The sequence below is a fragment of the Gibbsiella dentisursi genome (genome assembly GCF_039539505.1).
Taxonomy (GTDB): Bacteria; Pseudomonadota; Gammaproteobacteria; order Enterobacterales; family Enterobacteriaceae; genus Gibbsiella; species Gibbsiella quercinecans.
In genome coordinates this window covers 84,695-107,412 of sequence record NZ_BAABDG010000007.1, presented here as the reverse complement: position 1 = coordinate 107,412, position 22,718 = coordinate 84,695, and the positions used below count along the sequence as shown (strand labels likewise).

Genomic DNA, 22,718 nt, shown 5'->3' with positions numbered 1-22,718 from the left:
GGCCTGGTGGAATACCAGGCCGCCGGGCGCCGGCGTTATTGCAGGCGGTTTTGCAGATAACGCTGGTAGTCGGGGATAGCGATTTCCACTTCGCGGGTAAACAGCGAGGAGGCGATAAGAAAATCCGCCGTGGAACGGTTGGTTGCCACCGGGATGTTCCAAACCGTCGCCAGGCGTAGCAGCGCCTTCACGTCAGGATCGTGCGGGACGGCGTTCAATGGGTCCCAAAAGAAAATCAACATATCGATTTGCCCTTCCGCGATCAGCGCGCCAACCTGCTGATCTCCCCCCATTGGGCCACTCATCATGCTCTTGACCGGCACCCCTGTGGCGCGCTGAACCAGATTGCCGGTGGTGCCGGTGGCATACAGCTGGTGCTGCGCCAATGTCGTTTGGTTGTCTTCAACCCACTGAAGCAGCGCCTGTTTGCAGTGATCGTGCGCCACCAGCGCAATGTGCTTGCGAACGGCGATGGTGCGGGTGGTCATTTCCATGTTGATATCCTTTGCTGAGCGGAGGTGAGCGACAGGTTACTGAAACTGTTTTTCTCTGCCTAGCATTTAGCGCTGAAAATATGAAGAGTGCACGGATTCAGATAAGAAATCAGGGCGTTTCGCGGTTTTCAGTATACTGATTGGCCCAACGCAGAAAGCGTTTTTGGGTATCCCGATCGGCCTGCTGAAACCAGTATTGCAACATTTGCTCTGAAACATAGGCTTCTTTCAGCGTGATGGATTTCTGCCCCGGGGGCGTTACGCCTGGCGGTGGGATGGGCGTGCTGGCGCGAAGGTGGGCGAAGGCTGGCACCGAGGCGGCGTGTTTCTGGCCATTGTATGCGATCATGGTTTTTTCCAGATCGGCGCCCGGATTGGCGGCCAGCTTATCATTTTTGGTTGCCAATTTTTTGCCGCTGTCGTCGACGAGCTGATAGTTTAATGCATGGTTGAACTGCAGCCCGTCGCGCGCACTGTCAATGCGCGGCAGTTCAAAGCTGACCATGCGGGTGTTGTGTGCGTTAAACGTCACGATCAGGGGTTGTGAGGTGTAGGTGATCGGCCCGTGCGAGCTTGAGGTGACCGTTTTGACCACTTTGAATAATAGTTGGTGCTCTCCGCTGTCCAATTCCAGGCTATCGGCGCCTTTCAGCAGCGAGCCGGTCATTTGTCTGCCGTCAACTACCAGCAGATCGATATCCGGGGAAAGTTTTAGGGTCGTCGCTACGGCAGGCGCACTGAGCCATAGGCTAAGCAGCCCCGCAACCACCAGACCAAATTTCATTATTATCTCCTTGTGTAAGGGAACATGGCATAGTGTCAGGCACAAGGGATAGTGTGTCAAAGTATTTCATTTATATTACAATTTTCACACTTTTACATAACTACCGTCTTTTGGCATCGGATCGGCAGGGTGGGGCCAGCAAAGCCAATGCAACTGCCGCTTGAGCGCTGAAGGGTTACACTTGGCTTATGGGGATTTCTTTATTCAATCAGGAGTCGATCATGCAAGATCATGAAATTGCAGCACTGTTGCAAGAAACCAACACCATCGCTCTGGTTGGCGCCAGCGATAACCCGGCGCGGCCAAGCTACGGGGTGATGGCCTATCTGTTGCAGCAGGGCTACCAGGTTATCCCTGTCAGCCCGAAGCTGGCGGGGCAAACGCTACTGGGGCAACCGGTTTATGCCACGCTGGCGGCGATCCCTCAACCGGTGGATATGGTGGATGTGTTCCGCAATGCCGAGGCGGCCTATGGAGTGGCGCAGGAAGCCATCGCCATCGGTGCTAAAGTGCTGTGGTTACAGATTGGGGTGATCAATGAGGCGGCCGCGGCGCTGGCAAAAGAGGCCGGGCTTGCGGTGGTGATGGATCGCTGCCCGAAAATTGAAATTCCGCGCCTGGGATTGGCGCGCGCGTAAAGAGCCGGCATCCGTAGCGGATAAATGGAGAGGGCCCGGCGAATGGCCGGGCCCTGATGGCTTGTGTGCGATGTAGCGGCGCAACGCGCTTAGTTGCGCAGGCGTGGCGCTTGCAGCTGGTGGCGGATCGACTCGGCCAGCTCATCCAATGAAGGTTGTTCCGGGTGGGCGTCCGGGTATTCGCCCGAGAGCTGCGCCTCGGCCAGATAGGTATGCACCGGCTGCCCCTCTTCATCCTCAATCACGACGTGGTACCAGGGGGCTAAACGCAATTGGTCGTTTACCGCGATCTCACCGGCTTTCGGTTGAGCCAGTGAGTATTCCGGGTCGACATCAATTATGACCCCCAGGCAGCCCAGCAGCTTGTGCCGAACCTGTTGCCCGATGCCAAATTTACTGGTAATCATGACGTCCTCCTGAAAAAGTGCTTTGCTCTATATATGTAGGCAAAAGCGGGCGATTTCAAGTTACATCACGCGGCAGGCAAACCCTTTCAGATACAGGCCTTCCGGATAGGTGGCGATCACCGGGTGATCGGCCGCCTGGCGGAACTGGTCGATAAACTGCATATCGCAACCGGCGTCCAACGCAGCATCGGCCAGAATTTTTTGGAACAGTTCGGTCGGCATCAGGCCGGAGCAGGAGAAGCTCAGCAAAATGCCACCCGGGTTCAGCAATTGCATGGCCAGCATGTTGATGTCTTTGTAGCCGCGGCATGCGCTCGCCAACTGATTCTTGTTTTCGACAAATTTGGGGGGATCCATAATGATCAGATCGAATTTTTCCCCTTGGGCGCGGTAGTTGCGTAGCAGTTGGAACACATCGTCGCGCACAAACTGGGCACGCTGCAGATCCAGGCCGTTCAATTCGACATTTTGCCTGGCGATATCCAGCGCGGCCTGGGAAGTGTCAACGCTGATCACCTGTTCGCAACCGCCCATCAGCGCAGAAACAGCGAAGGCGCCGGTATACGAGAAGCAGTTCAGTACGCGGCGCCCGGCGGAATAGTTACGCGCCGCCAGGCGGCTGTCCCGCTGATCGAGATAAAAGCCGGTTTTATGCCCTTGCTGAATATCCACCAGCAGTTTCATGCCGTGTTCTGTAATCGGCAACAGCGCCGGCGGCAGATCGCCTAACACAGGCCCTTGCGCCAGCGGCAGTCCTTCTTTTTTGCGCACGGCAACGTCGGAACGATCGTAAATGGCACAATCGGGATAGCAGTGCTGTAAAGCGGCAACCAGCGCGTCACGCTGATATTCGGCGCCGGCTGACAGCAGTTGCAGCACCAGGAAGTTCTGGAAGCGATCGATAGTGATGCCCGGCAAACCATCGGATTCGCCGGCGATCAGGCGGTAGCCGTCAAGGCCATCGCGTTTCGCCACCCAGTCACGCCAGCTTTGCGCTTGTTGCAGGCGGCGGATAAAAAACCCGGTATCGATGGCTTCATCTTGCTTGAATGTCCAGACTCGGGCGCGGATTTGCGATTGCGGCGAATAGGCACCGCGCGCCAGCCATTTGCCCTGGTTATCGCAAATATCAATGGTTTCGCCAGAAACGGCTTTTCCTTCAATACGTTGCACCGCACCTGAGAAGATCCACGGGTGACGGCGGAGTAGGGATTTTTCACGGCCTTTGGCGAGAAACAGACGTACGGTCATAATTAAGTATGCAGCCAACTAGGTAAAAAGAACGGCATACCTGTGGTAAAACATAGGCATGCCATAACAAGTACGATTACAGCAAAGGAGCCGATTATGACACAAATTTGTATTGCCGCGTATGCCTATGGCGTTGTGCAAGGGGTAGGGTTCCGCTACAGCGTCCAGCAGCAGGCTAAGGAACTGGGGCTGACCGGCTATGCCCGTAATTTGGACGACGGTAGTGTAGAAGTGGTGGTATGTGGTGACCCGGAGCAGGTCGACCAACTGACGATCTGGTTGAAAAACGGCGGGCCGCGCAACGCCAAAATCGAACGTCTGTTAGTCGAGCCGCGCGGCATAACGGCGTATTCAGGGTTCAGCATCCGCTATTAAGCTAAATGCATTTGACCGGTTTGGGCAGGCCGGCGATTTTTGTCGCCTGTTTGGCCGGGCCTTTCGGGAACAGGCGATAAAGGTAACGGCTATTGCCTTTTTCCTCACCGTATTTTTGCGCCATTGCCTTCACCAGCATCCGGATCGCCGGCGAAGTGTTAAATTGCTGGTAGAAATCGCGCACGAACCTGACGACTTCCCAATGGGCTTCCGTTAGCACGATGTCTTCCTGGGCGGCCAATATTGGCGCCAGTTCCTCGTGCCAGTCAGCGCTGTTCTTCAGGTAGCCTTGCGCATCTGTGGCGATAATCCGGCCTTCAAACTCCAACATACTGCCTCGTTAACGGGTAATTCATCACGCCCGGCAGTTTAGCAAATTTTTGCCGCCGCCAAAAACAAGGCCCCGCTCGGGTGAGCGGGGCCTTGTGCCGTTCAACAAGCCGGTTATCAGTTACTGCGGGCAAAGCCCAGGATGCTCAGCAGACTGATAAACATGTTATACAGCGAAACGTACAGGCTGACGGTGGCGCGAATGTAGTTGGTTTCACCGCCGTGAATAATGTTGCTGGTTTCCCACAGGATGGCGCCGGCGGAAAACAGGATAAACAGTGCGCTGATCGCCAGGTGCAGCGCCGGGATTTGCAGAAACAGGTTGGCAATCACCGCAACCAACAGCACAACGAAGCCGGCCATCAGCATCCCGGACAGGAAAGACATATCCTTGCGGGTTGTCAGCACGTAGGCGGAGCAGCAGATGAACACCAGCGCGGTACCGCCCAGCGCCAGCATGATCAGATCGCCTGCGCCGCTGCCGATAAAGGAACTGAGGATAGGCCCCAGCGTATAGCCCATAAAGCCGGTCAGGGCGAAAGCCGCCAGAATGCCCGCCGGGCTGTTAGCCAGTTTGTGGGTCAGGAACATCAGGCCATAAAAGCCCACCAGCATCAGCAGTAACCCTGGCGCAGGCAGGCCAAGCAGGGTGCTGGCGGTGGCGGTCAGTGCGGAAAAGGCCAGCGTCAGCGAAAGCAGGAAATAGGTATTACGCAAGACTTTGTGCGTACTAAGCAGCGAGCCACGCGAGGCGGATGAGACGATAGTGCGGTCCATAATGATCTCTCTTATCAGGTCATCACAAAATTAATCACGATGATAGGCAGTGCAAGCATGTGATTAAAGTTTGTTTACCAATCTTTACCGTTAGTTATCATTGTGGCAACCCAACGAAAAAGCTCGCTGTTGTTCAACCGTTCGGGGTTCCCGGCCCTGGCTGCGATCATTATGGTAAAAGGGCGTTATTGCGCCGGGTGTGCTGGTTTTTCGTGCGGTTGAACGAGGGCGGTCTTTACAAGTGGATCTGCTATGTTTATAGTGCGCTTCGTTGCGGAGGGGTGGCCGAGTGGCTGAAGGCAACGGTCTTGAAAACCGTCGACGGGAAACCGTTCCAGAGTTCGAATCTCTGCTCCTCCGCCATATTTTAGCCCCAGGCTTATTGCAAGCCTGGGGCTTTTTGCATTTTAACGGCGTGGCGCTTGTGTCATAACTGTTTGAGCTTTTGCGCCAGTCGCCGCGTTTGCCAGCGTTGCAACGCATCGCGCAGCACCAGCGTGCGGGCGGCGCGCATGACTAACCCCAGCCCGATGGCGCCGATCGCCCACAGCGACCACCAGTATTGCGGCTGGGTGATGCCGTTAATGGCTAGCAGGATCAGGCTCAAGACCACAAAGCGTAGCAGCTTGCTCAATAGCAGGCCTTCGTTTTCTACCCGGCGCCGGGCTGCTAATTCCGCTGCGCTGCAGGCCGTTTGTTCTGGCGCTTGGCTGGCGAGATCGCTCACCTGCACCCCGAGCGCTGCTGCAATGGCGCCGAGTGTTTCCAGGCTGGCCTGGTGGCCATTCTCAATGCGCTGAATAGTCCGGGTGCTGAGCCCTGCGATAGCGGCAAGCTGTTCCTGCGACCATCCTTTGGCTAAGCGCAATTCCCTTATGTTGTAGTGTTGCATGGCATACTCCTGACTGAATAGCGGCGGCGTTCCCACGGCGGACCCGTTGCCGTGCTGTTCCGGTTGAAAATAACCATGAGTGTAACCGCTGGTGATTAATCGGCCACGACAGCAAGGTGACACCGAGGCGACAGGCCGCTTAGAACGTGACGTTGCGGATAAACCGCAGCAATTGGTCGCTGTTATTAAAATAGACGTATTGCTGATTGCTGTTGAATACGTGGGTTTCACCACGGCACAGCGTCAGAGTGCGGCTTTCCAACTGCAGCGTCAGTGTGCCTTCCAGGACGTAGAGGATTTCATGCCAGCCTTCGGCATCGGGAACGGAATCATAGCGCTCGCCCGGCATCAAAGACCATTCCCACAGCTCCACCCGGTGATGTGCCGGCACGCTGGCGCAAAGCCGTGCCTGGCTTTGCGCCTCTTTGCCTTGCCAGGCCAGCTCGCCGACCAAAAAATCGCCGCGTGCTTCCGGCGCCTGGATCAAGTGGCTGAAGGAGATGCCCAGCGCTTCCGCCAGTTTATCCAACACCGCCAGGCTAACGTTGCGATCCCCGGCTTCGATACCGGCCAGCATGCGGCGGCTAACGCCGGAAAGCTCCGCCAGCGCCACTTGGCTTAACCCCGCCTGGCGGCGATAGCTGCGCAAGTTACTGCTTAGATATTGTAGAACCTTGGGCGGCTCGTGATTACCATTGTGCATTATATTGCTCATTTGCAGGCTTTGCCCCATACTGGCAACGGTTGTGCATTATATTGCACTCTGTATGAAGGGCAATACTGTGGCAGTGGTAAAAAAATCCTCTATTCCAAACCTGTTTCTGACTATCCGCCCCCAAGAAGCGATACTGATCTTCATTACGATGATCTGGGGCGGGACTTTTCTGGTGGTCCAGCATGCCATGCTGGTGAGCGGCCCCTTCTTTTTTGTCGGTCTGCGCTTCGGCGCCGCGGCGCTGGCGTTGCTTTTGTTCTCGTTAAAGGCGCTACGTGGGCTGACGTGGTATGAGCTGCGGGCCGGCGTGTTTATCGGCATTGCCATCATGTGCGGCTACGGCCTGCAAAGCGTGGGCTTGCAAACCATCAGCAGCAGCCAGTCGGCCTTTATGACGGCGATGTACGTGCCTATCGTCCCGCTGTTGCAGTGGCTGGTGCTCGGGCGCTTCCCCGGCATTATGGCTTGGCTGGGGATCTTGCTGGCGTTTACCGGGCTAATCTTGTTGGCCGGGCCAGATGGATCTTCCATCACGCTGAGCTTTGGCGAAATAGCCACCTTGGTCAGTGCGCTGGCGGTGGCGGCGGAAATTATCCTGATCGGCGCCTTTGCCGGCAAGGTTAACATCAGGCGGGTCACCATTGTGCAACTGGCCACCGCGTCGTTGCTGTCATTCTTGGTGATGGCTCCCGCCGGTGAGCGCCTACCGGCATATTCCAACTATCTGCTGTATAGCTCGGTGGGCTTGGGCATCGCCACTGCGCTTATTCAGTTGACCATGAACTGGGCGCAGCGCAGCGTTTCGCCAACGCGGGCCACGGTGATTTATGCCGGCGAACCGGTATGGGCGGGGATCGTCGGCCGCATTGCGGGTGAACGCCTGCCGGGCGTGGCGCTGCTGGGCGGCGCGTTGATTGTGCTGGGGGTGATCGTCAGCGAACTGCGCTTGCGCCGCAAGGCCAAAAAGGCGATTGTGGCGGAGTAGGGCGGCGGCAAGCGCACGCCCTGGCCCCACTTTTAACGTGTTGAACTATCGGCCAACGGCAATATTTTGCGGTTGCGCAACAGCGCATTGAGCAGAATGGCGCCGAAGGTCGCGGTACCGATCCCACCCATGGTGAACCCGCCGATGCTCAGCGCAAAGTCGCCAGCGCCCAGCACCAGCGTGACTGCCACCATAATCAGGTTGCCGTTATCGCTTAAATCCACCTTGTTTTGCACCCAGATGCGGGCGCCCGCAACGGCGATCAGCCCGAAAACCACCACGGAAGCACCGCCCAGCACCGGGCCGGGGATGGTGTGGATCAATGCGCCGAATTTGGGCGAGAAACCGAGCACGATAGCCACGGCCGCAGCGGCGATGAAAACCAGCGTGGAATAGATTTTGGTGACCGCCATTACGCCGATATTTTCCGCATAGGTGGTGACGCCGGTGCCGCCGACCGAGCCGGACAGCATGGTCGCCAACCCGTCGCCCACGAACGCCCGGCCGATGTAGGGATCCAGATTTTGCCCTGTCATCCCGGCGACGGCTTTAACATGGCCAAGGTTCTCCGCCACTAAAATCACGGCGACAGGGGCCAGCAACAGCATGGCGTGGGCGTCAAATGCTGGTGCGGTAAAGGTCGGCAGGCCAAACCAGGCCGCCTGACTTAGCGCACTGTAATCAATGGGTTTACCAATCCCCAGGCCATTAGTAACGACGACATACAGCAGGTAGGCGACGATCAGCCCAACCAAAATCAGCAGCCGCTGCACCAATCCGCGGGTAAAAACCGCCACTGAACCAATGCACAGGATGGTGACGACCGCCATCCAACTGTCAAAGCTCGACGCGGAGACGCTGCGCACGGCGATTGGCGCCAGGTTAAGGCCAATCGCCATCACCACTGCGCCAGTGACGACCGGCGGCATCAGGCGCTCAATCCAGCGCGTTCCAACGCTCATGACGATAAAGCCAATCACGGTATAGAGCAGGCCACAGGCGATAATACCGCCCAACGCCAGTGCGATATTGGGGTTGGCACCCTGGCCGCTGTAGCCGGTAAGGGCGATCACCAGCCCGACAAACGCCGCGCTGGAGCCCAAATAGCTGGGCACCCGGCCACCGACGATCAGAAAGAACAGCAGGGTGCCGATACCCGACATCAGGATGGCCAGGTTAGCATCGAAGCCCATCAGCAACGGCATTAGTACCGTAGCGCCGAACATCGCAACGGCATGCTGCAGGCCCATAACCAGCGTGGGGCCGAGCGGCAGCCGTTCGTCAGGTGCGACCACCGTGCCATCGAGATTACCTTGCTTGATACGCCATGTGGGGAACCAGGTATTCGCCATTGTCATCTCCAGAGTGTGTGGTTTGCATGAAATGCGGTTTGACTGCCCCTCACCCCAACCCTCTCCCACAGGGAGAGGGGGAGTATCGTGCCAGTATGAAACTCCATTTGTTACCCTTATCGCCGCACCACTCCCTCTCCCCACGGGAGAGGGCTGGGGTGAGGGGCGGTATGAAACTCCGTCTGTTACTCTTATCGCCGCACCACTCCCTCTCCCCATGGGAGAGGGCTGGGGTGAGGGGCGGAATGAAACTCCGTCTGTTACTCTTATCGCCGCACCACTCCCTCTCCCCATGGGAGAGGGCTGGGGTGAGGGGCGGCATGAAACCTCGTCTGTTATCCTTATCACCGCACCACTCCCTCTCCCATGGGGAGAGGGCTGGGGTGAGGGGCATTAAACCGGAGCCTTCAGCGCGTGATAACGGCGATCGAAATAGGCCAGCCCATGCCCTTCGTCATTGCGCACCACATCAACGACCTGGCAGAACAGCACGTCGTGGGTGCCGACGCTGACCGTTTGGGTTATTTGGCAATCGAAAGAAACCAACGCGCCGAGCAGGATCGGCGAGCCGGTCGCCAGGGTTGCCCAACGTGCGGCTGAAAAACGCATCTCCATCGGCGTTTTGCCGCCAAACAGGTTGGACAGCGACTGATGTTCCGCCGCCAGCGTATTGACGCACAGCCGTTGGTTTTGCTGGAACACGGAATACACCGAGGCCGAACGGTTCAGGCACACCAGCAGCGTTGGCGGCGTATCCGTCACGCTACAAACGGCCGATGCGGTAAACCCGGCGCGCCCCGCCGGGCCGTCGGTGGTTATGATATTGACCGCTGAGCCAAGGCGCGCCATGGCATCGCGAAAATCCTGTTTTTCCACACAGGGCGGCAGCGCCGCCGTAGTGAAAAGGGCCGTTGACTGCATTGTGCTTCTCCTGTTGCTTACCGTACCTGTTCGGGCCGCTGTGCGGGTTGCTGTGGCAAGGGCTGCATATGTGTCTTCAGCAGCCAGCCCAGCAGAATCTGGTTGAAGTTTTCGCTGTCGGTTACGCTCATGGCGTGGCCACCATAGGGCATCTGCGCCAACTCCCCCTGGGGCAACTCTTCCGCCAACTGGTGCGAGCAGTGATAGGGCACCAGGAGATCGTCGCGGGAACACAGCGCCAGGGTCGGCGTGGTGATACTGGCCAGGTGCGGGCGGAAATCCACGGCCATCAGCGCGTGCAGGCGGCGCAGCAGGGTTTCCGTTCCCTGGAAATGCGCGGTCTGATGCGCTTGCTCTGCGGCCAACTGTTGCTCATGCGCGGAAAGCCAGTCGGCCGGGAACAGGAACAGCGGCTGGGCGCGCACGTAGGCGGCCACGCCGCAGTTAAGCAGCAGATCCTGCCGGACGTTAAAACAGCGCAGGGTTTGGCTGTCCAGCGCCGGCCAGCCGTTTACCACCACCAGTTTCGCCACCCGCTGTGGATAGGCGAGCGCCAGTTGCAGGCCGATCATGCCGCCTAACGCGTGGCCGACGAAATAATAGCTTTCGATACCGATCGCGTGCAGCAACTGCGCCACTTCTTCCGCCATGTCGGCGATGCTGTAACCTTCCGGCACGGTGCCCTGGCTGCGCCCGGTGCCCTGATGATCGTAAATGATCACCCGGAAATGCTCGCCGAGCGCGGCGAGCTGCGGCTGCCAGAAGCTACCGCTGCCGCCCAGGCCGGCGGAAAGCACCACCGTTTGCGCCAGCGGGGTATCTTTCCCCAGGATCTCAAAATACATCGTCTCTCCTTTAACGGCCGATATGGGCGATGCTGGCGATTTCGATCAGTGCGTCCGGTTTTACCAGCCCGCACTGGATGCAGTAACGCGCCGGTTTGTCGCCGGGGAAGAATTCGGCGTATACCTGGTTGATCGCCGCATAGTTTTGCCAGTCGGTAAGAAAGATTGAATTGAAGGTGACGTCATCCATCGTGCCCCCGGCGGCTTCCACCACGCTTTTAATGGTTTCCAGCACGTGGCGGGTTTGCGCCGCGGCATCGCCCACATGCACCACGTTATTGTCTTTATCGAAAGCCAATGTGCCGGAGACATACAGCACGCCGTCGGCCAGAGTGCCGGGAACGAAAGGCGCCAGTGGTTTGCCGGTGCCTGCAGGGGTGATGATGGTTTTTGGCATAGTGATTTCCTTAATAAAAGTCGATTGAAAGGCAGCCGTCACGCCGTACGGCTGAGCGGTGCTGCAACGGTCTGGCAAAAACTGTCTACGTCTGATACCCAACCAAAGAATGTCTCGATGTTGTAGAGCGCCGCCTGCTGGGCAAACTCCGGGCCGGCCTGGTGGGTGGCGTCTTCCAACACCACGCCGAAATACTCAAGGAAAAAGCCGTCTCGCAGCGTGGATTCCACGCAGACGTTGGTAGCGATGCCGGTGAACACCAGGTGGTGAATGCCGTAGGAGCGCAGCAGGCTGTCGAGCTGGGTATTGAAGAAGCCGCTGTAGCGCGGTTTGGGGATGACGATGTCGCCGGGCAGCGGCTGTAGTTCATCCACCAGATCGTAATCCCAGTCGCCCTTGGCCAGCAGTTTGCCCATCAGTTCAGGACGCTTACGCATGGTTTTTAGGGCGTTGGACTTGTGCCAATTGGGCGAACCCTGGCCGCCTGCCTCCACATAGTGTTTATCCCAGCCGTTCTGGAAAAAGATCACTTTGATGCCGGCGGCGCGGGCGGCGGCGATGGCGCGTTTGATATTGGCGATCACCGGGGCGGTGGCCGAGACATCAAACCCGGCCAGATCGAGATAGCCGCCCTGCGAGGCGTAGGCATTTTGCATGTCAACGACGATCAGCGCGGTTTCCTGCGGCGCGAAGGCAATCGCCTCCGGGCGCGCCGGCAGGGTAACGGTTTTCTCCGTTTCCGGCACTTGGCGGCGCACCACGGTATGATTTTCAACAACTTTCATCAGGCGACCTCGCGGTTGGGGGAAACGATATCGGCGCGGCTTTTCATCAGCGGTTGGATGCGTTCGCCAAAGTCCTCGACCCCTTTGATAAAGTCGTCGAAGGTCAACAGCACGCCTTCGGTGCCGGGAACGGTGGCGATTTCATCCATCATGCGCGCAACGTTGGCGTAAGAACCCACCAGCGTGCCCATATTGATATTCACGGCAGAGGTGGGATCGGCCATTTGGCGAACGTTGGTGTCGGCGCCGGAGGTGGTGTCTTTACCGCTTTGCTCGGTCAGCCAGGCCAGCGCTTCGGTATCGGCGCCGGCCTTGTAGCTTTCCCATTTGGCGCGCGCCGCTTCGTCTGTTTCATCGGCGATAATCATAAACAGCACGTAGCAGGCCACGTTGCGGCCTTCGGCATCCGCGGCCTTTTTCAGGCGTGCGGCGGTAGGCGCAAAGGCGGTAGGGGTGTTGATGCCTTTGCCAAAACAGAAGTTGTAGTCGGCGTATTTAGCCGAGAACGCCATGCCGGCGTCGCTTTGCCCGGCGCAGATCACTTTGATGCCGGATTGTGGCTGCGGGCTAACGCGGCAGTCGTTCATCTGGAAGAATTCGCCCTTGAAGTCTGACTTGCCGGTGCCCCACAGATCGCGCAGCACGTGGACATATTCGGCCAGATAGTCGTAGCGGCGGCCGAAGTAGTCATCGCCGGGCCACATGCCCATCTGCTCATACTCGGGCTTTTGCCAGCCGGTCACCACATTCAGGCCAAAGCGCCCATTTGAAATGGAATCGATGGTGGATGCCATGCGTGCCACGATGGCCGGCGGCATGGTTAGCGTCGCCGCGGTGGCATAAATTTTAATGCGTGAGGTTACGGCGGCCAGCCCGGCCATCAAAGTGAATGACTCCAGGTTATGGTCCCAAAATTCGGTTTTACCGCCGAAACCGCGCAGTTTGATCATGGAGAGCGCGAAGTCGAAGTTGTAGTGCTCCGCCTTCTGTACGATGGTTTTATTCAGTTCAAACGTGGGTTTGTACTGTGGCGCGTTACTGGAAATCAGCCAGCCATTGTTGCCGATCGGGATGAATACACCAATTTTCATTTGAACACCTCGGGTCTGCAAATGGGACGATTCAGGCGCTGCTTGAGTGCTTCCTGCGGGTTCCGAATTGCGCGGCGCTGGTTTCGCTATTGCAAAGGCGATGCCAGTTTTAGAAAAGCGAGTGGAATCAAATGGCTGTTAATTTGATCTAGGTCAATAATTGAGTGAATGGTCTAAAACAGACCATTTGGTAAAAATTATCTGCACAAAAAATAGGCGCGATTGCCCATAAACGGTGCATCTGCATACCCGGCGGAGGAGGGTAAAAGCGTGGGTTTCGCCGATCGGCTTTGTTATGCTGATGAAAATCACGGTTGCGCCAAGGAGATGCTGTGAAGCAACAATCGGTAAAGCCGGCGACGCGCCGCTCGCGCGCGGTAGCCGCCAAACGCAGTACTATTATGGATGCCGCACTGGAATTTTTTTCCCTGTACGGTATTCATGGCACCAGTCTTGATCAGGTGGCGGAGCGGGCGGACGTTTCCAAAACCAACCTGCTGTACTATTTCCCGTCCAAAGAAGATCTGTACGTTGCCGTGCTCACAGGCATCCTTGATGTGTGGTTAGCGCCGTTGAAAGCGCTGCGCCCCGATCAAGAGCCGCTGCAGGCGATCCGTGAATATATCCGGCTGAAGCTGGAGGTCTCACGCCATCATCCGCAGGCATCGCGCCTGTTCTGCCTGGAAATGATCCAGGGGGCGCCGTTGCTTAAGGAGCAACTGAAAGGCGGATTGAAAACCCTGGTGGATGAGAAATCCGCCATGATTGAGCGTTGGGTCGCACAGGGGCACCTGGCGCCGGTGGAGCCGCATCACCTGATTTTCATGCTGTGGGCCACCACGCAGCATTACGCGGATTTTTGGGTGCAGGTCGAGGCGGTGACAGGAAAGAGCTTGCAGGACGATGATTTTTTCCAGCAGACGGTTGAGAATGTGCAGCAGGTGATCATCAACGGCATCATGCCGCGCCATCAGGGGAAGTAACAACGCGTTCCTGCAAAGGATGAGGTAAGAAAAAACCCGGCAGTTGCCGGGTTTTTTTATAAAGCGCTGGGGCTTAGGCCGCTTTTTTGTTGCGAACCAGCAGATAACCCACGCCCAGGATGACAAACCACAGCGGAGTAACCATCAGCGCCTGACGGGTATCATTCTGCAGCGTCAGCAGGCACAGCACGAACGCAAAGAACGCGAGGCAAACCCAGCACATCAGTTTACCCGCCGGCATTTTATAGCGCGATTTCTGGTGCAGCTGTGGCCGTTTCTTACGATAAACCAGGTAAGAGCACAGGATAATGCTCCACACGAACATAAACAGAATGGCCGATACCGTGGTGACCAGCGTAAACACCGTCACGACATTGGGGATCAGGTAAATCAGCACCACGCCACCCAGCAGACAGATGCAGGAGAAGGTCAGGCCGTTGGCTGGCACGGCGCGTTTAGACAGATTGGCGAAAGATTTTGGCGCATCGCCTTCCTGCGCCAGGCCGTACAGCATGCGGCTGGTGGAGAACACGCCGCTGTTGGCCGAAGAGGCCGCGGAGGTCAGCACCACGAAATTGATCACGCTGGCGGCAGCAGGCAGGCCGATTAAGACGAACAGTTCGACAAACGGGCTCTTATCGGCAACGACGGAGCTCCATGGCGTCACTGACATGATGATAATCAGCGAGAACACATAGAACATGATGATGCGTACCGGGATCGAGTTAATCGCGCGCGGCAGCACGTTCTCTGGATCCTTGGTTTCAGCTGCCGTGGTGCCGACCAGCTCAATACCGACGAACGCAAACACCGCAATCTGGAAGCCGGCGAAGAAGCCGCTGATCCCTTTCGGGAACATGCCGCCGTTATCCCACAGGTGCGAGAACGAGGCGGTAGTGCCGGTAGGCGATTGAAAATGCATGGCGATCATCACCAGGCCGGCGACGATCAGTGCGATGATGGCCACGATTTTGATCATGGCAAACCAGAATTCCATCTCACCGAACATTTTCACCGTCGCCAGGTTAAGGCCAAGCAGCAACAGCACGCACAGCAGCGAAGCGAGCCATTGCGAAAGCTCCGGGAACCAGAACTGGGCATAGGCTGTGATCGCCACGACGTCGGCAATGCCGGTGACAACCCAGCAGAACCAATAGGTCCAGCCGGTGAAGAAGCCGGCCCAGGGGCCGAGCAGGTCGGCGGCAAAATCGCTGAAGGATTTGTATTGCAGGTTGGAAAGTAAAATCTCGCCCATCGCCCGCATCACAAAGAACAGCATAAAGCCGATGATCATATATACGAAAATGATGGATGGCCCGGCAAGGCTGATGGTCTTGCCCGATCCCATAAACAACCCAGTCCCGATGGCGCCGCCGATAGCGATCAGTTGAATATGCCGGTTAGATAGGTTCCTTCGGAGATTATCTTCTGATGCGGTGGCTGCATCGGTGGTTATTTTAGATTGATCTACCATCTGATGATGTCCTGTATTACCTGTCATGAGTGAAATAATAAGCTCTAAAACGGCTATTTTAATGCATTTAATCCGGTGTTTCCGGCTTTAGTAAGGTAGTGCAATAACGCCAGCCTTGTGTAACATTAATTTAACGATATGATTTTCGTCACATTGATTAATGATTACACGGTTGTGGCCAATCGGACGTCTTGGGGCCGGAAGATTACTCCTCGCCATAGCAAATGAACAGCCTTTGTGATCAGTATCTCGTTGATTAAATTAGCGGTTAAAAAAATCGCATGAGAAAAACTAATGAATAAAAGTATTTGACACCGGCCGCCCAGAAGCGAATAATCCACGCCAACGGGTCGTTAGCTCAGTTGGTAGAGCAGTTGACTCTTAATCAATTGGTCATAGGTTCGAGCCCTATACGACCCACCATTTTGAAACAAGCACTTAGGTGCTGTTCCTCGTGTGGCCACGTTATTGGTGCGCCGCAGGTGGGTAAATCGGCAGTGATTTTGCCGGTTTTGCAGACAGGCTTAATCAATAGGTTAAGCAAAAAAAGAGGCATCTTTGATGCCTCTTTTTTTATGCCCATCCGGCGGAGAAAGCGGCGGGTTTCGCCATGGCTGCGGCTGCGTTTGCCCTAGTATGTCTCAAGTCATTAATGTGACTGATCGCTGCATTTCCACACTTTACTGTGCCAGCCTGGTGTTTGCTTGCCAACAGGATAACGCCATCAGGCGCTCAGTTTCTCCCCAGGTGTTTCTGCGGCGTTTTAATTGCACTGCAGTTTAATCCCGATCACAAAAAGCGGCACAAAGCGGTTCACGGCATCAGCCTGCGGCAGTAATCTATACTCATCGCTGTTGTCATAGAAGGGATTGATTATGTACAAGACCATTTTAGTGCCGGTAGATATAGAAGAGGACTTTTTGACCGAGCATGCCCTAAAGCATGTGGAGTATCTGGCTAAGCTGTCGAATGCAAAGGTGCATTTCTGTCACGTGCTGCCGGATGCGTCGGCGTTTGTTACCGCGTATTCTTTTGGCATCAAGGAGTTTGAAAACCAGGCGGAAGTGAAAGCCGCCGACAAATTGAAAAAGATCATATCGGAAATTGATCTGCCGTTGGATCGGCTGTCCTATACCATCAGCTTTGGCTCACCGCGCGATGAGGTGATTGAGTTGGCAGAAGAAATCGAGGCCGATCTGATCGTGATTGGCTCACGCCGGCCAAATGTAAAAACCTATCTGCTTGGCTCTAATGCTGCAGCTATTGTGCGCCATGCCAAGACCTCGGTAATGGTCATCCGCTAAACCCCTGGCCCGCAAAGCGGCGCGGGCCTGTTACCTTCGCCGCGCTTTCCGTTCTGCCCCCACGGCTTTCCCCAACTGGCATATGCCGTTTACAGAGGTTGCCGCATAGTTTCCTGCCATATTATTAGTCATTTAATTTGTGAAGTGTTGGTTAAGAATTTTCGCATAAAAATAATATAATGGCTTAATAAATATTGGGAATTTATATGCGTTTATTTCCTCACAATAAATAAGCGGTCTGAAGTGCGAGCATTAATTAATGCCGACCCTGTTATTTATTATGTTGCCGTTCTCTCTTGATACTGCGAACTATAATCGCTATTGACGGCGTTTCTGTGGGGAAAATATACAGTTTGCTTTTTTTCGCAACAGTTGATGAGGTGCCAACACAATCCAGGTGAGCGTGAAAATGCTGCTTAACGATAATAAAATTGTTGATAATAGATTGCAATTATCTTGTAATTTTTCTAAATTACAAGTTCGGATAATTCTCATGTTAATTTCTGGTTTTTGCATGGAGCTGGCATTGAAAAGAAAACTTGGTGTTGCAGACAATGATTGTAATGCAACATTATCGTTGCATCTGAATCATAATGAAATAAAGAGCCTCTCTGAAGTCGGTGGCGCCCTGGGGTACGGCCGCACCCGGTTTTACCAGTGGTGCAGGGGGCGTGGCCTGCTAACGCGGATGAATACCCCAACCCCAGAAATGACCTGTGCTGGCTATATGATAGTGACACAGTCGGAATCCGGTTACCCACGCGTTTACGTTACCAAAATGGGGTTGGATTATGTCGGCGGCATGTTCCGGGATGATTTGGAAAAAGGGATGGTGAAACTGAATAAATAGTGAAAGTCTTATTGAATGTAGTACCTAACATTGGTTTTTTTCCTACTCTTTAGGGTGACCGCCGTCATCTCTTCTTGTTATTTACGATAGCGGCATAGTTGATGTGCCAACCGGTGATTTTCCGTGGCTTATTGTGTGCTTTGGTTTTGGCCGGGATGATCCGTTCAAAAGCCCTTTCATCTTATCTGGCTATTACTCTGGGCCACGTGTAGCGACAAAAGATTAAACGGGTAGTGAACAATACCATACCGCGAAAATAAGGCATGTTATCGGTGCTGTGGCAGGGTCGCTATTAATGGTAAACAATAGTGATTATCTCGTGATGCTAATGATAGGCGGCACTGATATATGGTGCGGATATTTTATGTGGTACGTATGTTGGTTGCGCTAAGCGGCCCGGCCAAGGGCCGATTTGATTAACGCCCCTGCCATAGGCCCCAGGCCGTTATCAGCAACCAGGCTGCTACAACCCAGCATCCCACCGCGGCACCCAGAGCCAGTGGCAAACGCATACTGGTAATGAAGAAGTACAACGAGATCAGATAGACCAGATAAGGCAGTACCGCCCAGATGCCGAACACGATGGTGGTTCGCAACGCTTCGACAGAGCGTTCGCTGCCGACGATGTAGTGCGCAATCAATGCAAACGTAGGGAAGAGCGGCACCAGGCCGGCAATGTAGTAATTGCGGGTTTTGGACAGCAGCCCAATCAGAACGACAACCAGTGCGCCAATCAGCGCTTTAATAACAATACCCATAATGGCTCACGGCTAAATAAAAAATACACTGCCTGAAACGTTATAAGAGATCAATCTATTAGGGTAGCCCCAAAAGAATTCAAGTTGCGGGCAAAAACGCAAAAGCGTTTTTGAACAGCGCTGGCACGGGCCCCTTTGAGCCGAGTAACCAAGCCAATACACCTGCAACTTGAAGTCTGAAGGGGATAAAACAGGCCTGCGCGTTGGCAGGCCAGGGAGGGGACTACTGGCGGTAGGCGTGTTTGATTTGCAGTACGCTGTTTTTGAATATTTCCGCCTGTGCAGGATCTTCAAGCTGCGTGATGAAGCGCTCCAGATTAACAATAACCTTCCCCGCATCGGCCTGGCCAATCGACTTCAGGATTAAGGTCAGCGTGGCTTTCAGGCATGCGACTTCGGCAGCCAGGGCTTCTGGATCGGCTGATGTAGTGAAATCAACGTTACTCATACTTTCTCCTGATTTTTCCTTCAACTGTGGGGCACCAATGTTCGGCTGTGCCAGCGTGCCCGGTTTGGCATGAAGTATAGCATAGCTGTTTGAGGGGAACAGGGGCGCTGCGCCACCGGCGCCATGCCGTGGTCAGTAATTAGCCATAATTGGCTGGTCATTGATTTTTTGAAAAATAATTGTTGCTGGAAATCTTTGTAGTTATTACGCAAGGGTACTAATGGTTTGATATATGAATTATTCTTTTGCCGGATATTAATTATTAATCCAGTGAGGATCCTCTGCGCCGTTGCCGGATAGGGAAGTAATAATGCGGCGACGAGGGCACCGCTCACCGGTGGAGTACCCGCAAAAATCATTTACTTACCAAATTTTTTGTATGATGTTAATATCAGTAAGCCATACTTGCTATGCTTTTTAGGCATAGTTTTAAACGATGAGTGGATGTACGAAGGGCATCGATAAGCCGATTGGGTTAATTGATATGGCGATTTTTTGCCCGCGGCATACCGATAGCTAACTTGATAGGGCAAAAAAATTAAAAATTAGGCCTGTTTCGCAAAAGTTTACTGAGAGTATGTTTTAATCTGTATTCATTCCTTGATAAAAAACAAGTAATATTGGTGTTAAGAAACAGAGGTTGATTGCGTTACTCCCCTTTTTTTGGAGAATTTCCTTGATTAGCGTTCTTCTTGTTGATGACCACGAACTGGTGCGCGCAGGGATACGACGCATTCTTGAAGATATCAAAGGCATAAAGGTTGCCGGTGAGGCTCAATGCGGCGAAGACGCCGTAAAATGGTGCCGGGCAAATACCGCAGATATCATCTTGATGGATATGAATATGCCTGGTATCGGCGGGCTGGAAGCTACCCGCAAAATTGTGCGTTATGCGCCTGATACCAAAGTGATTATGTTGACTATCCATACTGAGAATCCCTTGCCGGCCAAGGTGATGCAGGCTGGGGCTGCGGGTTACCTAAGCAAAGGCGCTGCGCCACAGGAAGTGGTCAATGCCATTCGTATGGTGCATTCGGGGCAACGTTATATTGCCTCCGACATCGCTCAGCAGATGGCGTTAAGCCAGCTTGAGCCGCAAACGGAAACCCCGTTCGACTGCCTGTCTGACCGTGAACTGCAGATCATGCTGATGATCACGAAAGGGAAGAAGGTGAACGAGATTTCTGAGCAGTTGAACCTTAGCCCGAAGACGGTTAACAGCTATCGCTATCGTATGTTTAGCAAGTTGAATATCAGTGGTGATGTAGAACTGACCCACTTGGCGATCCGCCACGGCATGTTCAACGCGGAGACGTTGCTAAGCAGTGACTGAACGTTTTGATGCCAAAGCATTCCTAAAAACCGTCACCAGCCAGCCTGGCGTCTACCGCATGTATGACGCCACTGCTGAGGTTATCTATGTCGGTAAAGCTAAAGACCTGAAAAAACGTCTTTCCAGCTACTTCCGCGCTCAGGTTGGCAGCCGGAAAACCGAGACACTGGTCAAAAACATCGCGCAGATAGACGTTACGGTTACGCATAGCGAAACAGAAGCGCTGCTGCTGGAACATAACTATATCAAGCTGTACCAGCCGCGCTACAACGTGCTGTTGCGCGATGATAAATCGTATCCCCTGATCTTCCTGAGTGCGGATCCGCATCCGCGGCTGGCTATCCACCGCGGCGCCAAACATGAAAAAGGCGAATATTTCGGGCCGTTTCCCAATTCCTATGCCGTACGCGAGACGCTGGCGCTGCTGCAAAAGCTGTTCCCGGTGCGCCAATGTGAAAACAGCGCCTACCGCAACCGCTCCCGCCCCTGTTTGCAGTACCAGATTGGCCGTTGCCTGGGCCCCTGTGTCGCCGGGCTGGTCAGCGAAGAGGATTACCGCCAGCAGGTGGAGTATGTGCGCCTGTTCCTTTCCGGCAAAGATCAACAGGTGTTGCACCAGTTGATCGCGCGGATGGAAACGGCCAGCAAAGCGCTTCACTTTGAAGAGGCGGCGCGCATTCGCGATCAAATTCAGGCGGTGCGCAGCGTGACCGAGCGGCAGTTTGTTTCCGGTTCCGGGGATGATCTGGACGTGATTGGCGTGGCATTTGAAGCCGGAATGGCGTGCTTGCACGTGCTATTTATCCGCCAGGGCAAGGTGCTGGGCAGCCGCAGCTATTTTCCAAAGGTGCCGGGCGATACCGATCTGGGCGAAGTAGTGCAGACGTTTGTCGGCCAGTTTTACCTGCAGGGCAGCCAGATGCGCACCTTGCCGGCGGAGATCCTGCTGGATTTCAGTCTGGCGGAAAAAGATCTATTGGCGCAGTCGCTTTCTGATATGGCGGGCCGCAAGATCCAGATCCAGAGCAAGCCGCGCGGCGATCGCGCCCGCTACCTGAAGCTGGCGCGTACCAATGCGGCAACGGCACTGACGACCAAACTTTCCCAACAGTCGACGATCCATCAACGCTTGGCGGAATTGGCCAGGGTGTTGAAGCTGCCGGAAATCAACCGTATGGAGTGTTTCGACATCAGCCATACCATGGGGGAGCAAACGGTGGCTTCCTGCGTCGTGTTCGACGGCAATGGCCCATTGCGTTCGGAATACCGCCGTTACAATATCAGCGATATTACGCCGGGCGATGACTACGCGGCGATGGCGCAAGTGTTGAAACGGCGCTACGGCAAGGCGTTGGAAGAGAAGAAAATCCCGGACGTCATTTTTATCGATGGCGGCAAAGGCCAACTGGGGATGGCGAAAGACGTGTTCGCTGCGCTCAACGTGCCCTGGGATAAAACCAAACCGCTGCTGATTGGCATTGCCAAGGGCAGCGATCGTCGTGCGGGGTTGGAAACGCTGTTTTTCGAACCGGAAGGCGAGGGGTTTTCTTTACCGCCGGACTCTCTGGCGCTGCATGTGATTCAGCATATTCGCGATGATTCGCATAATCATGCAATCACCGGGCACCGCCAGCGCCGGGCAAAGGTCAGGAACACCAGCGCGCTGGAACAGATCGAGGGCGTTGGGCCAAAACGGCGGCAGGTACTGTTGAAGTATATGGGCGGACTTCAACCTTTATTGAATGCCAGCATTGAGGAAATTGCAAAAGTGCCGGGTATTTCACATGCATTGGCAGAAAAGATACACAATGCATTGAAACACTGAGGGTAATGTAGCAACATACTCTTAATTTCCACTCCAGCCAGATAGTTACCGTAGCATATGCAATTAAATATACCGACTTGGCTTACCCTGTTTCGCGTAGTGCTGATCCCGTTTTTTGTTCTGGCTTTTTACCTGCCTTTCAAATGGGCTTCCATGGTGTGCGCGATTATTTTTGTGTTTGCTGCCGTAACCGATTGGTTTGATGGGTTTCTCGCACGCCGTTGGAAACAAACAACCCGCTTTGGCGCCTTTCTTGATCCGGTTGCCGATAAGGTGATGGTGGCTATCGCGCTGGTGCTGGTAGCGGAACACTATCACACTTGGTGGATCACGCTGCCGGCCGCCACGATGATCGCCCGGGAAATTATCATTTCTTCGCTGCGTGAATGGATGGCGGAAATTGGCAAGCGCAGCAGCGTTGCGGTTTCATGGATCGGCAAGGTGAAAACCACCGCCCAGATGATGTCGCTGGTCGGCTTGCTCTGGCGGCCGGATCGCACCGTGGAATATGTGGCGTTTGGCCTGTTGTACATTGCCGCCGTGCTGACGTTCTGGTCAATGTTCCAGTACCTGAATGCGGCACGCAAAGATTTGCTGGAACCCTGATCAAAACGCTGTAAAAATCGGCAAACGGCTGCAGCGGCGCAATAATTCTATTGACTCAATGCATCAGGTAAGTAGAATGCACCGCATCAGGCAGCTGC

Annotated in this window: 27 protein-coding genes and 2 tRNA genes; 11 read left to right on the top strand and 18 right to left on the bottom strand. The window is 54.8% G+C overall.

Annotated features, from left to right (window positions below):
* Positions 1-35 precede the first annotated feature (35 nt).
* Both ABFX35_RS14825 and ABFX35_RS14820 read right to left on the bottom strand, forming a co-directional pair.
* Positions 36-494 (bottom strand): methylglyoxal synthase, encoded by a 459-nt coding sequence (locus tag ABFX35_RS14825; protein WP_346081951.1) that lies wholly within the window; start codon positions 492-494, stop codon positions 36-38.
* Between the two features lie 109 nt (positions 495-603).
* Positions 604-1,278 (bottom strand): DUF2057 family protein, encoded by a 675-nt coding sequence (locus tag ABFX35_RS14820; protein WP_095848101.1) that lies wholly within the window; start codon positions 1,276-1,278, stop codon positions 604-606.
* A 221-nt stretch (positions 1,279-1,499) separates the two neighbouring features.
* Here ABFX35_RS14820 and ABFX35_RS14815 point away from each other — a divergent pair, with 221 nt between their 5' ends.
* Positions 1,500-1,916 carry a CoA-binding protein gene (locus ABFX35_RS14815; protein ID WP_279026927.1) on the top strand — a complete coding sequence of 139 codons (417 nt, stop codon included), beginning with the start codon at positions 1,500-1,502 and terminating at the stop codon, positions 1,914-1,916.
* A gap of 89 nt (positions 1,917-2,005) precedes the next feature.
* On the opposite strand, the gene hspQ is transcribed toward ABFX35_RS14815, so the two are convergent.
* On the bottom strand, positions 2,006-2,323 hold the full coding sequence (gene hspQ / locus ABFX35_RS14810; protein WP_095848103.1) for a heat shock protein HspQ: 318 nt from the start codon (positions 2,321-2,323) through the stop codon (positions 2,006-2,008).
* A 60-nt stretch (positions 2,324-2,383) separates the two neighbouring features.
* Positions 2,384-3,574, bottom strand: coding sequence for a 23S rRNA (cytosine(1962)-C(5))-methyltransferase RlmI (rlmI, locus tag ABFX35_RS14805; protein ID WP_279026926.1), 1,191 nt, complete (start codon positions 3,572-3,574; stop codon positions 2,384-2,386).
* Between the two features lie 96 nt (positions 3,575-3,670).
* Here rlmI and yccX point away from each other — a divergent pair, with 96 nt between their 5' ends.
* Positions 3,671-3,949 (top strand): acylphosphatase, encoded by a 279-nt coding sequence (gene yccX / locus ABFX35_RS14800; protein ID WP_279026925.1) that lies wholly within the window; start codon positions 3,671-3,673, stop codon positions 3,947-3,949.
* A gap of 1 nt (position 3,950) precedes the next feature.
* On the opposite strand, the gene tusE is transcribed toward yccX, so the two are convergent.
* Complete coding sequence (gene tusE / locus ABFX35_RS14795) at positions 3,951-4,280, bottom strand: sulfurtransferase TusE (protein WP_279026924.1); 330 nt, start codon at positions 4,278-4,280, stop codon at positions 3,951-3,953.
* 116 nt (positions 4,281-4,396) lie between these two features.
* On the bottom strand, positions 4,397-5,056 hold the full coding sequence (yccA, locus tag ABFX35_RS14790) for an FtsH protease modulator YccA (RefSeq protein ID WP_279026923.1): 660 nt from the start codon (positions 5,054-5,056) through the stop codon (positions 4,397-4,399).
* A gap of 275 nt (positions 5,057-5,331) precedes the next feature.
* Here yccA and ABFX35_RS14785 point away from each other — a divergent pair.
* Positions 5,332-5,419 (top strand) — tRNA-Ser (locus tag ABFX35_RS14785).
* 64 nt (positions 5,420-5,483) lie between these two features.
* Here ABFX35_RS14785 and ABFX35_RS14780 read toward each other — a convergent pair.
* Together ABFX35_RS14780 and ABFX35_RS14775 are read right to left on the bottom strand one after the other, a co-directional pair.
* Positions 5,484-5,948 (bottom strand): helix-turn-helix domain-containing protein, encoded by a 465-nt coding sequence (locus ABFX35_RS14780; RefSeq protein ID WP_279026922.1) that lies wholly within the window; start codon positions 5,946-5,948, stop codon positions 5,484-5,486.
* Positions 5,949-6,087: 139 nt separating this feature from the next.
* Positions 6,088-6,663 (bottom strand): helix-turn-helix domain-containing protein, encoded by a 576-nt coding sequence (locus ABFX35_RS14775; RefSeq protein ID WP_279026921.1) that lies wholly within the window; start codon positions 6,661-6,663, stop codon positions 6,088-6,090.
* Between the two features lie 67 nt (positions 6,664-6,730).
* On the opposite strand from ABFX35_RS14775, the gene ABFX35_RS14770 reads away from it, so the two are divergent.
* On the top strand, positions 6,731-7,648 hold the full coding sequence (locus ABFX35_RS14770; RefSeq protein ID WP_428832197.1) for a DMT family transporter: 918 nt from the start codon (positions 6,731-6,733) through the stop codon (positions 7,646-7,648).
* Positions 7,649-7,680: 32 nt separating this feature from the next.
* Here ABFX35_RS14770 and rutG read toward each other — a convergent pair whose 3' ends face one another.
* The 6 genes from rutG to rutA form a co-directional block, all read right to left on the bottom strand.
* Entirely contained in the window at positions 7,681-9,000 is a 1,320-nt protein-coding gene (rutG, locus tag ABFX35_RS14765; RefSeq protein ID WP_346081945.1) for a pyrimidine utilization transport protein G, read from the bottom strand.
* Positions 9,001-9,393: 393 nt separating this feature from the next.
* Complete coding sequence (rutF, locus tag ABFX35_RS14760) at positions 9,394-9,921, bottom strand: NADH-dependent FMN reductase RutF (protein ID WP_279029597.1); 528 nt, start codon at positions 9,919-9,921, stop codon at positions 9,394-9,396.
* A gap of 17 nt (positions 9,922-9,938) precedes the next feature.
* The gene (rutD, locus tag ABFX35_RS14755) at positions 9,939-10,766 is read right to left on the bottom strand and encodes a pyrimidine utilization protein D (RefSeq protein ID WP_279029595.1); all 828 of its coding nucleotides are present in this window, start codon (positions 10,764-10,766) and stop codon (positions 9,939-9,941) included.
* Between the two features lie 10 nt (positions 10,767-10,776).
* Positions 10,777-11,163: a pyrimidine utilization protein C gene (gene rutC / locus ABFX35_RS14750; protein ID WP_095848112.1), complete on the bottom strand. Its 387-nt coding sequence runs from the start codon at positions 11,161-11,163 to the stop codon at positions 10,777-10,779.
* Positions 11,164-11,201: 38 nt separating this feature from the next.
* Positions 11,202-11,948 carry a pyrimidine utilization protein B gene (rutB, locus tag ABFX35_RS14745; RefSeq protein ID WP_346081942.1) on the bottom strand — a complete coding sequence of 249 codons (747 nt, stop codon included), beginning with the start codon at positions 11,946-11,948 and terminating at the stop codon, positions 11,202-11,204.
* Positions 11,948-13,039, bottom strand: coding sequence for a pyrimidine utilization protein A (rutA, locus tag ABFX35_RS14740; protein WP_279028255.1), 1,092 nt, complete (start codon positions 13,037-13,039; stop codon positions 11,948-11,950). The genes rutB and rutA overlap by 1 nt, the downstream gene beginning before the upstream one ends.
* 332 nt (positions 13,040-13,371) lie before the next feature.
* Between rutA and rutR the strand changes: the two genes are divergently transcribed.
* The gene (rutR, locus tag ABFX35_RS14735; protein WP_279028253.1) at positions 13,372-14,022 is read left to right on the top strand and encodes an HTH-type transcriptional regulator RutR; all 651 of its coding nucleotides are present in this window, start codon (positions 13,372-13,374) and stop codon (positions 14,020-14,022) included.
* A 73-nt stretch (positions 14,023-14,095) separates the two neighbouring features.
* Here the strand turns inward: rutR and cycA are convergent, their stop codons facing one another.
* Positions 14,096-15,496, bottom strand: coding sequence for a D-serine/D-alanine/glycine transporter (gene cycA / locus ABFX35_RS14730; RefSeq protein ID WP_279028250.1), 1,401 nt, complete (start codon positions 15,494-15,496; stop codon positions 14,096-14,098).
* Positions 15,497-15,843: 347 nt separating this feature from the next.
* Between cycA and ABFX35_RS14725 the strand changes: the two genes are divergently transcribed.
* The 3 genes from ABFX35_RS14725 (at position 15,844) to ABFX35_RS14715 (ending at position 17,650) form a co-directional block, all read left to right on the top strand.
* A tRNA-Lys gene (locus ABFX35_RS14725) sits at positions 15,844-15,919 on the top strand.
* Positions 15,920-16,371: 452 nt separating this feature from the next.
* Positions 16,372-16,800: a universal stress protein gene (locus tag ABFX35_RS14720; protein ID WP_279028247.1), complete on the top strand. Its 429-nt coding sequence runs from the start codon at positions 16,372-16,374 to the stop codon at positions 16,798-16,800.
* Between the two features lie 409 nt (positions 16,801-17,209).
* On the top strand, positions 17,210-17,650 hold the full coding sequence (locus ABFX35_RS14715; RefSeq protein ID WP_428832210.1) for a hypothetical protein: 441 nt from the start codon (positions 17,210-17,212) through the stop codon (positions 17,648-17,650).
* 416 nt (positions 17,651-18,066) lie between these two features.
* Here ABFX35_RS14715 and ABFX35_RS14710 read toward each other — a convergent pair whose 3' ends face one another.
* The 3 genes from ABFX35_RS14710 to ABFX35_RS14700 all read right to left on the bottom strand — a co-directional run bounded on the left by ABFX35_RS14710 (position 18,067) and on the right by ABFX35_RS14700 (position 19,215).
* Positions 18,067-18,408 carry a GlpM family protein gene (locus ABFX35_RS14710; RefSeq protein ID WP_095848118.1) on the bottom strand — a complete coding sequence of 114 codons (342 nt, stop codon included), beginning with the start codon at positions 18,406-18,408 and terminating at the stop codon, positions 18,067-18,069.
* 223 nt (positions 18,409-18,631) lie between these two features.
* On the bottom strand, positions 18,632-18,856 hold the full coding sequence (locus ABFX35_RS14705; RefSeq protein WP_095848119.1) for a DUF2594 family protein: 225 nt from the start codon (positions 18,854-18,856) through the stop codon (positions 18,632-18,634).
* A 20-nt stretch (positions 18,857-18,876) separates the two neighbouring features.
* A complete protein-coding gene (locus ABFX35_RS14700; RefSeq protein ID WP_346081937.1) occupies positions 18,877-19,215 on the bottom strand; it encodes a hypothetical protein in 339 nt (112 codons plus the stop codon).
* A gap of 317 nt (positions 19,216-19,532) precedes the next feature.
* On the opposite strand from ABFX35_RS14700, the gene uvrY reads away from it, so the two are divergent.
* Genes uvrY through pgsA form a run of 3 tightly spaced genes read left to right on the top strand, consistent with a single transcriptional unit; the run spans position 19,533 to position 22,620 of the window.
* Positions 19,533-20,189, top strand: a complete 657-nt coding sequence (gene uvrY, locus ABFX35_RS14695) for a UvrY/SirA/GacA family response regulator transcription factor (protein WP_095848120.1) — start codon at positions 19,533-19,535, stop codon at positions 20,187-20,189.
* Positions 20,182-22,014, top strand: coding sequence for an excinuclease ABC subunit UvrC (gene uvrC / locus ABFX35_RS14690; RefSeq protein ID WP_346081935.1), 1,833 nt, complete (start codon positions 20,182-20,184; stop codon positions 22,012-22,014). The genes uvrY and uvrC overlap by 8 nt, the downstream gene beginning before the upstream one ends.
* Positions 22,015-22,071: 57 nt before the next feature.
* Positions 22,072-22,620 carry a CDP-diacylglycerol--glycerol-3-phosphate 3-phosphatidyltransferase gene (gene pgsA, locus ABFX35_RS14685; RefSeq protein ID WP_095848122.1) on the top strand — a complete coding sequence of 183 codons (549 nt, stop codon included), beginning with the start codon at positions 22,072-22,074 and terminating at the stop codon, positions 22,618-22,620.
* Positions 22,621-22,718 lie beyond the last annotated feature (98 nt).

Bases quoted from the DNA above. Each gene is read 5' to 3' on its own strand.
- ABFX35_RS14720 (WP_279028247.1), top strand. From the start codon at position 16,372: ATGTACAAGACCATTTTAGTGCCGGTAGATATAGAAGAGGACTTTTTG.
- ABFX35_RS14775 (WP_279026921.1), bottom strand. From the start codon at position 6,663: ATGAGCAATATAATGCACAATGGTAATCACGAGCCGCCCAAGGTTCTA.
- ABFX35_RS14815 (WP_279026927.1), top strand. From the start codon at position 1,500: ATGCAAGATCATGAAATTGCAGCACTGTTGCAAGAAACCAACACCATC.
- yccA (WP_279026923.1), bottom strand. From the start codon at position 5,056: ATGGACCGCACTATCGTCTCATCCGCCTCGCGTGGCTCGCTGCTTAGT.
- ABFX35_RS14710 (WP_095848118.1), bottom strand. From the start codon at position 18,408: ATGGGTATTGTTATTAAAGCGCTGATTGGCGCACTGGTTGTCGTTCTG.
- rlmI (WP_279026926.1), bottom strand. From the start codon at position 3,574: ATGACCGTACGTCTGTTTCTCGCCAAAGGCCGTGAAAAATCCCTACTC.
- rutB (WP_346081942.1), bottom strand. From the start codon at position 11,948: ATGAAAGTTGTTGAAAATCATACCGTGGTGCGCCGCCAAGTGCCGGAA.
- pgsA (WP_095848122.1), top strand. From the start codon at position 22,072: ATGCAATTAAATATACCGACTTGGCTTACCCTGTTTCGCGTAGTGCTG.
- hspQ (WP_095848103.1), bottom strand. From the start codon at position 2,323: ATGATTACCAGTAAATTTGGCATCGGGCAACAGGTTCGGCACAAGCTG.
- rutD (WP_279029595.1), bottom strand. From the start codon at position 10,766: ATGTATTTTGAGATCCTGGGGAAAGATACCCCGCTGGCGCAAACGGTG.
- ABFX35_RS14700 (WP_346081937.1), bottom strand. From the start codon at position 19,215: ATGATTTTTGCGGGTACTCCACCGGTGAGCGGTGCCCTCGTCGCCGCA.
- ABFX35_RS14820 (WP_095848101.1), bottom strand. From the start codon at position 1,278: ATGAAATTTGGTCTGGTGGTTGCGGGGCTGCTTAGCCTATGGCTCAGT.
- rutG (WP_346081945.1), bottom strand. From the start codon at position 9,000: ATGGCGAATACCTGGTTCCCCACATGGCGTATCAAGCAAGGTAATCTC.
- rutF (WP_279029597.1), bottom strand. From the start codon at position 9,921: ATGCAGTCAACGGCCCTTTTCACTACGGCGGCGCTGCCGCCCTGTGTG.
- ABFX35_RS14705 (WP_095848119.1), bottom strand. From the start codon at position 18,856: ATGAGTAACGTTGATTTCACTACATCAGCCGATCCAGAAGCCCTGGCT.
- yccX (WP_279026925.1), top strand. From the start codon at position 3,671: ATGACACAAATTTGTATTGCCGCGTATGCCTATGGCGTTGTGCAAGGG.
- cycA (WP_279028250.1), bottom strand. From the start codon at position 15,496: ATGGTAGATCAATCTAAAATAACCACCGATGCAGCCACCGCATCAGAA.
- rutA (WP_279028255.1), bottom strand. From the start codon at position 13,039: ATGAAAATTGGTGTATTCATCCCGATCGGCAACAATGGCTGGCTGATT.
- ABFX35_RS14780 (WP_279026922.1), bottom strand. From the start codon at position 5,948: ATGCAACACTACAACATAAGGGAATTGCGCTTAGCCAAAGGATGGTCG.
- ABFX35_RS14825 (WP_346081951.1), bottom strand. From the start codon at position 494: ATGGAAATGACCACCCGCACCATCGCCGTTCGCAAGCACATTGCGCTG.
- rutC (WP_095848112.1), bottom strand. From the start codon at position 11,163: ATGCCAAAAACCATCATCACCCCTGCAGGCACCGGCAAACCACTGGCG.
- tusE (WP_279026924.1), bottom strand. From the start codon at position 4,280: ATGTTGGAGTTTGAAGGCCGGATTATCGCCACAGATGCGCAAGGCTAC.
- ABFX35_RS14715 (WP_428832210.1), top strand. From the start codon at position 17,210: ATGCTGCTTAACGATAATAAAATTGTTGATAATAGATTGCAATTATCT.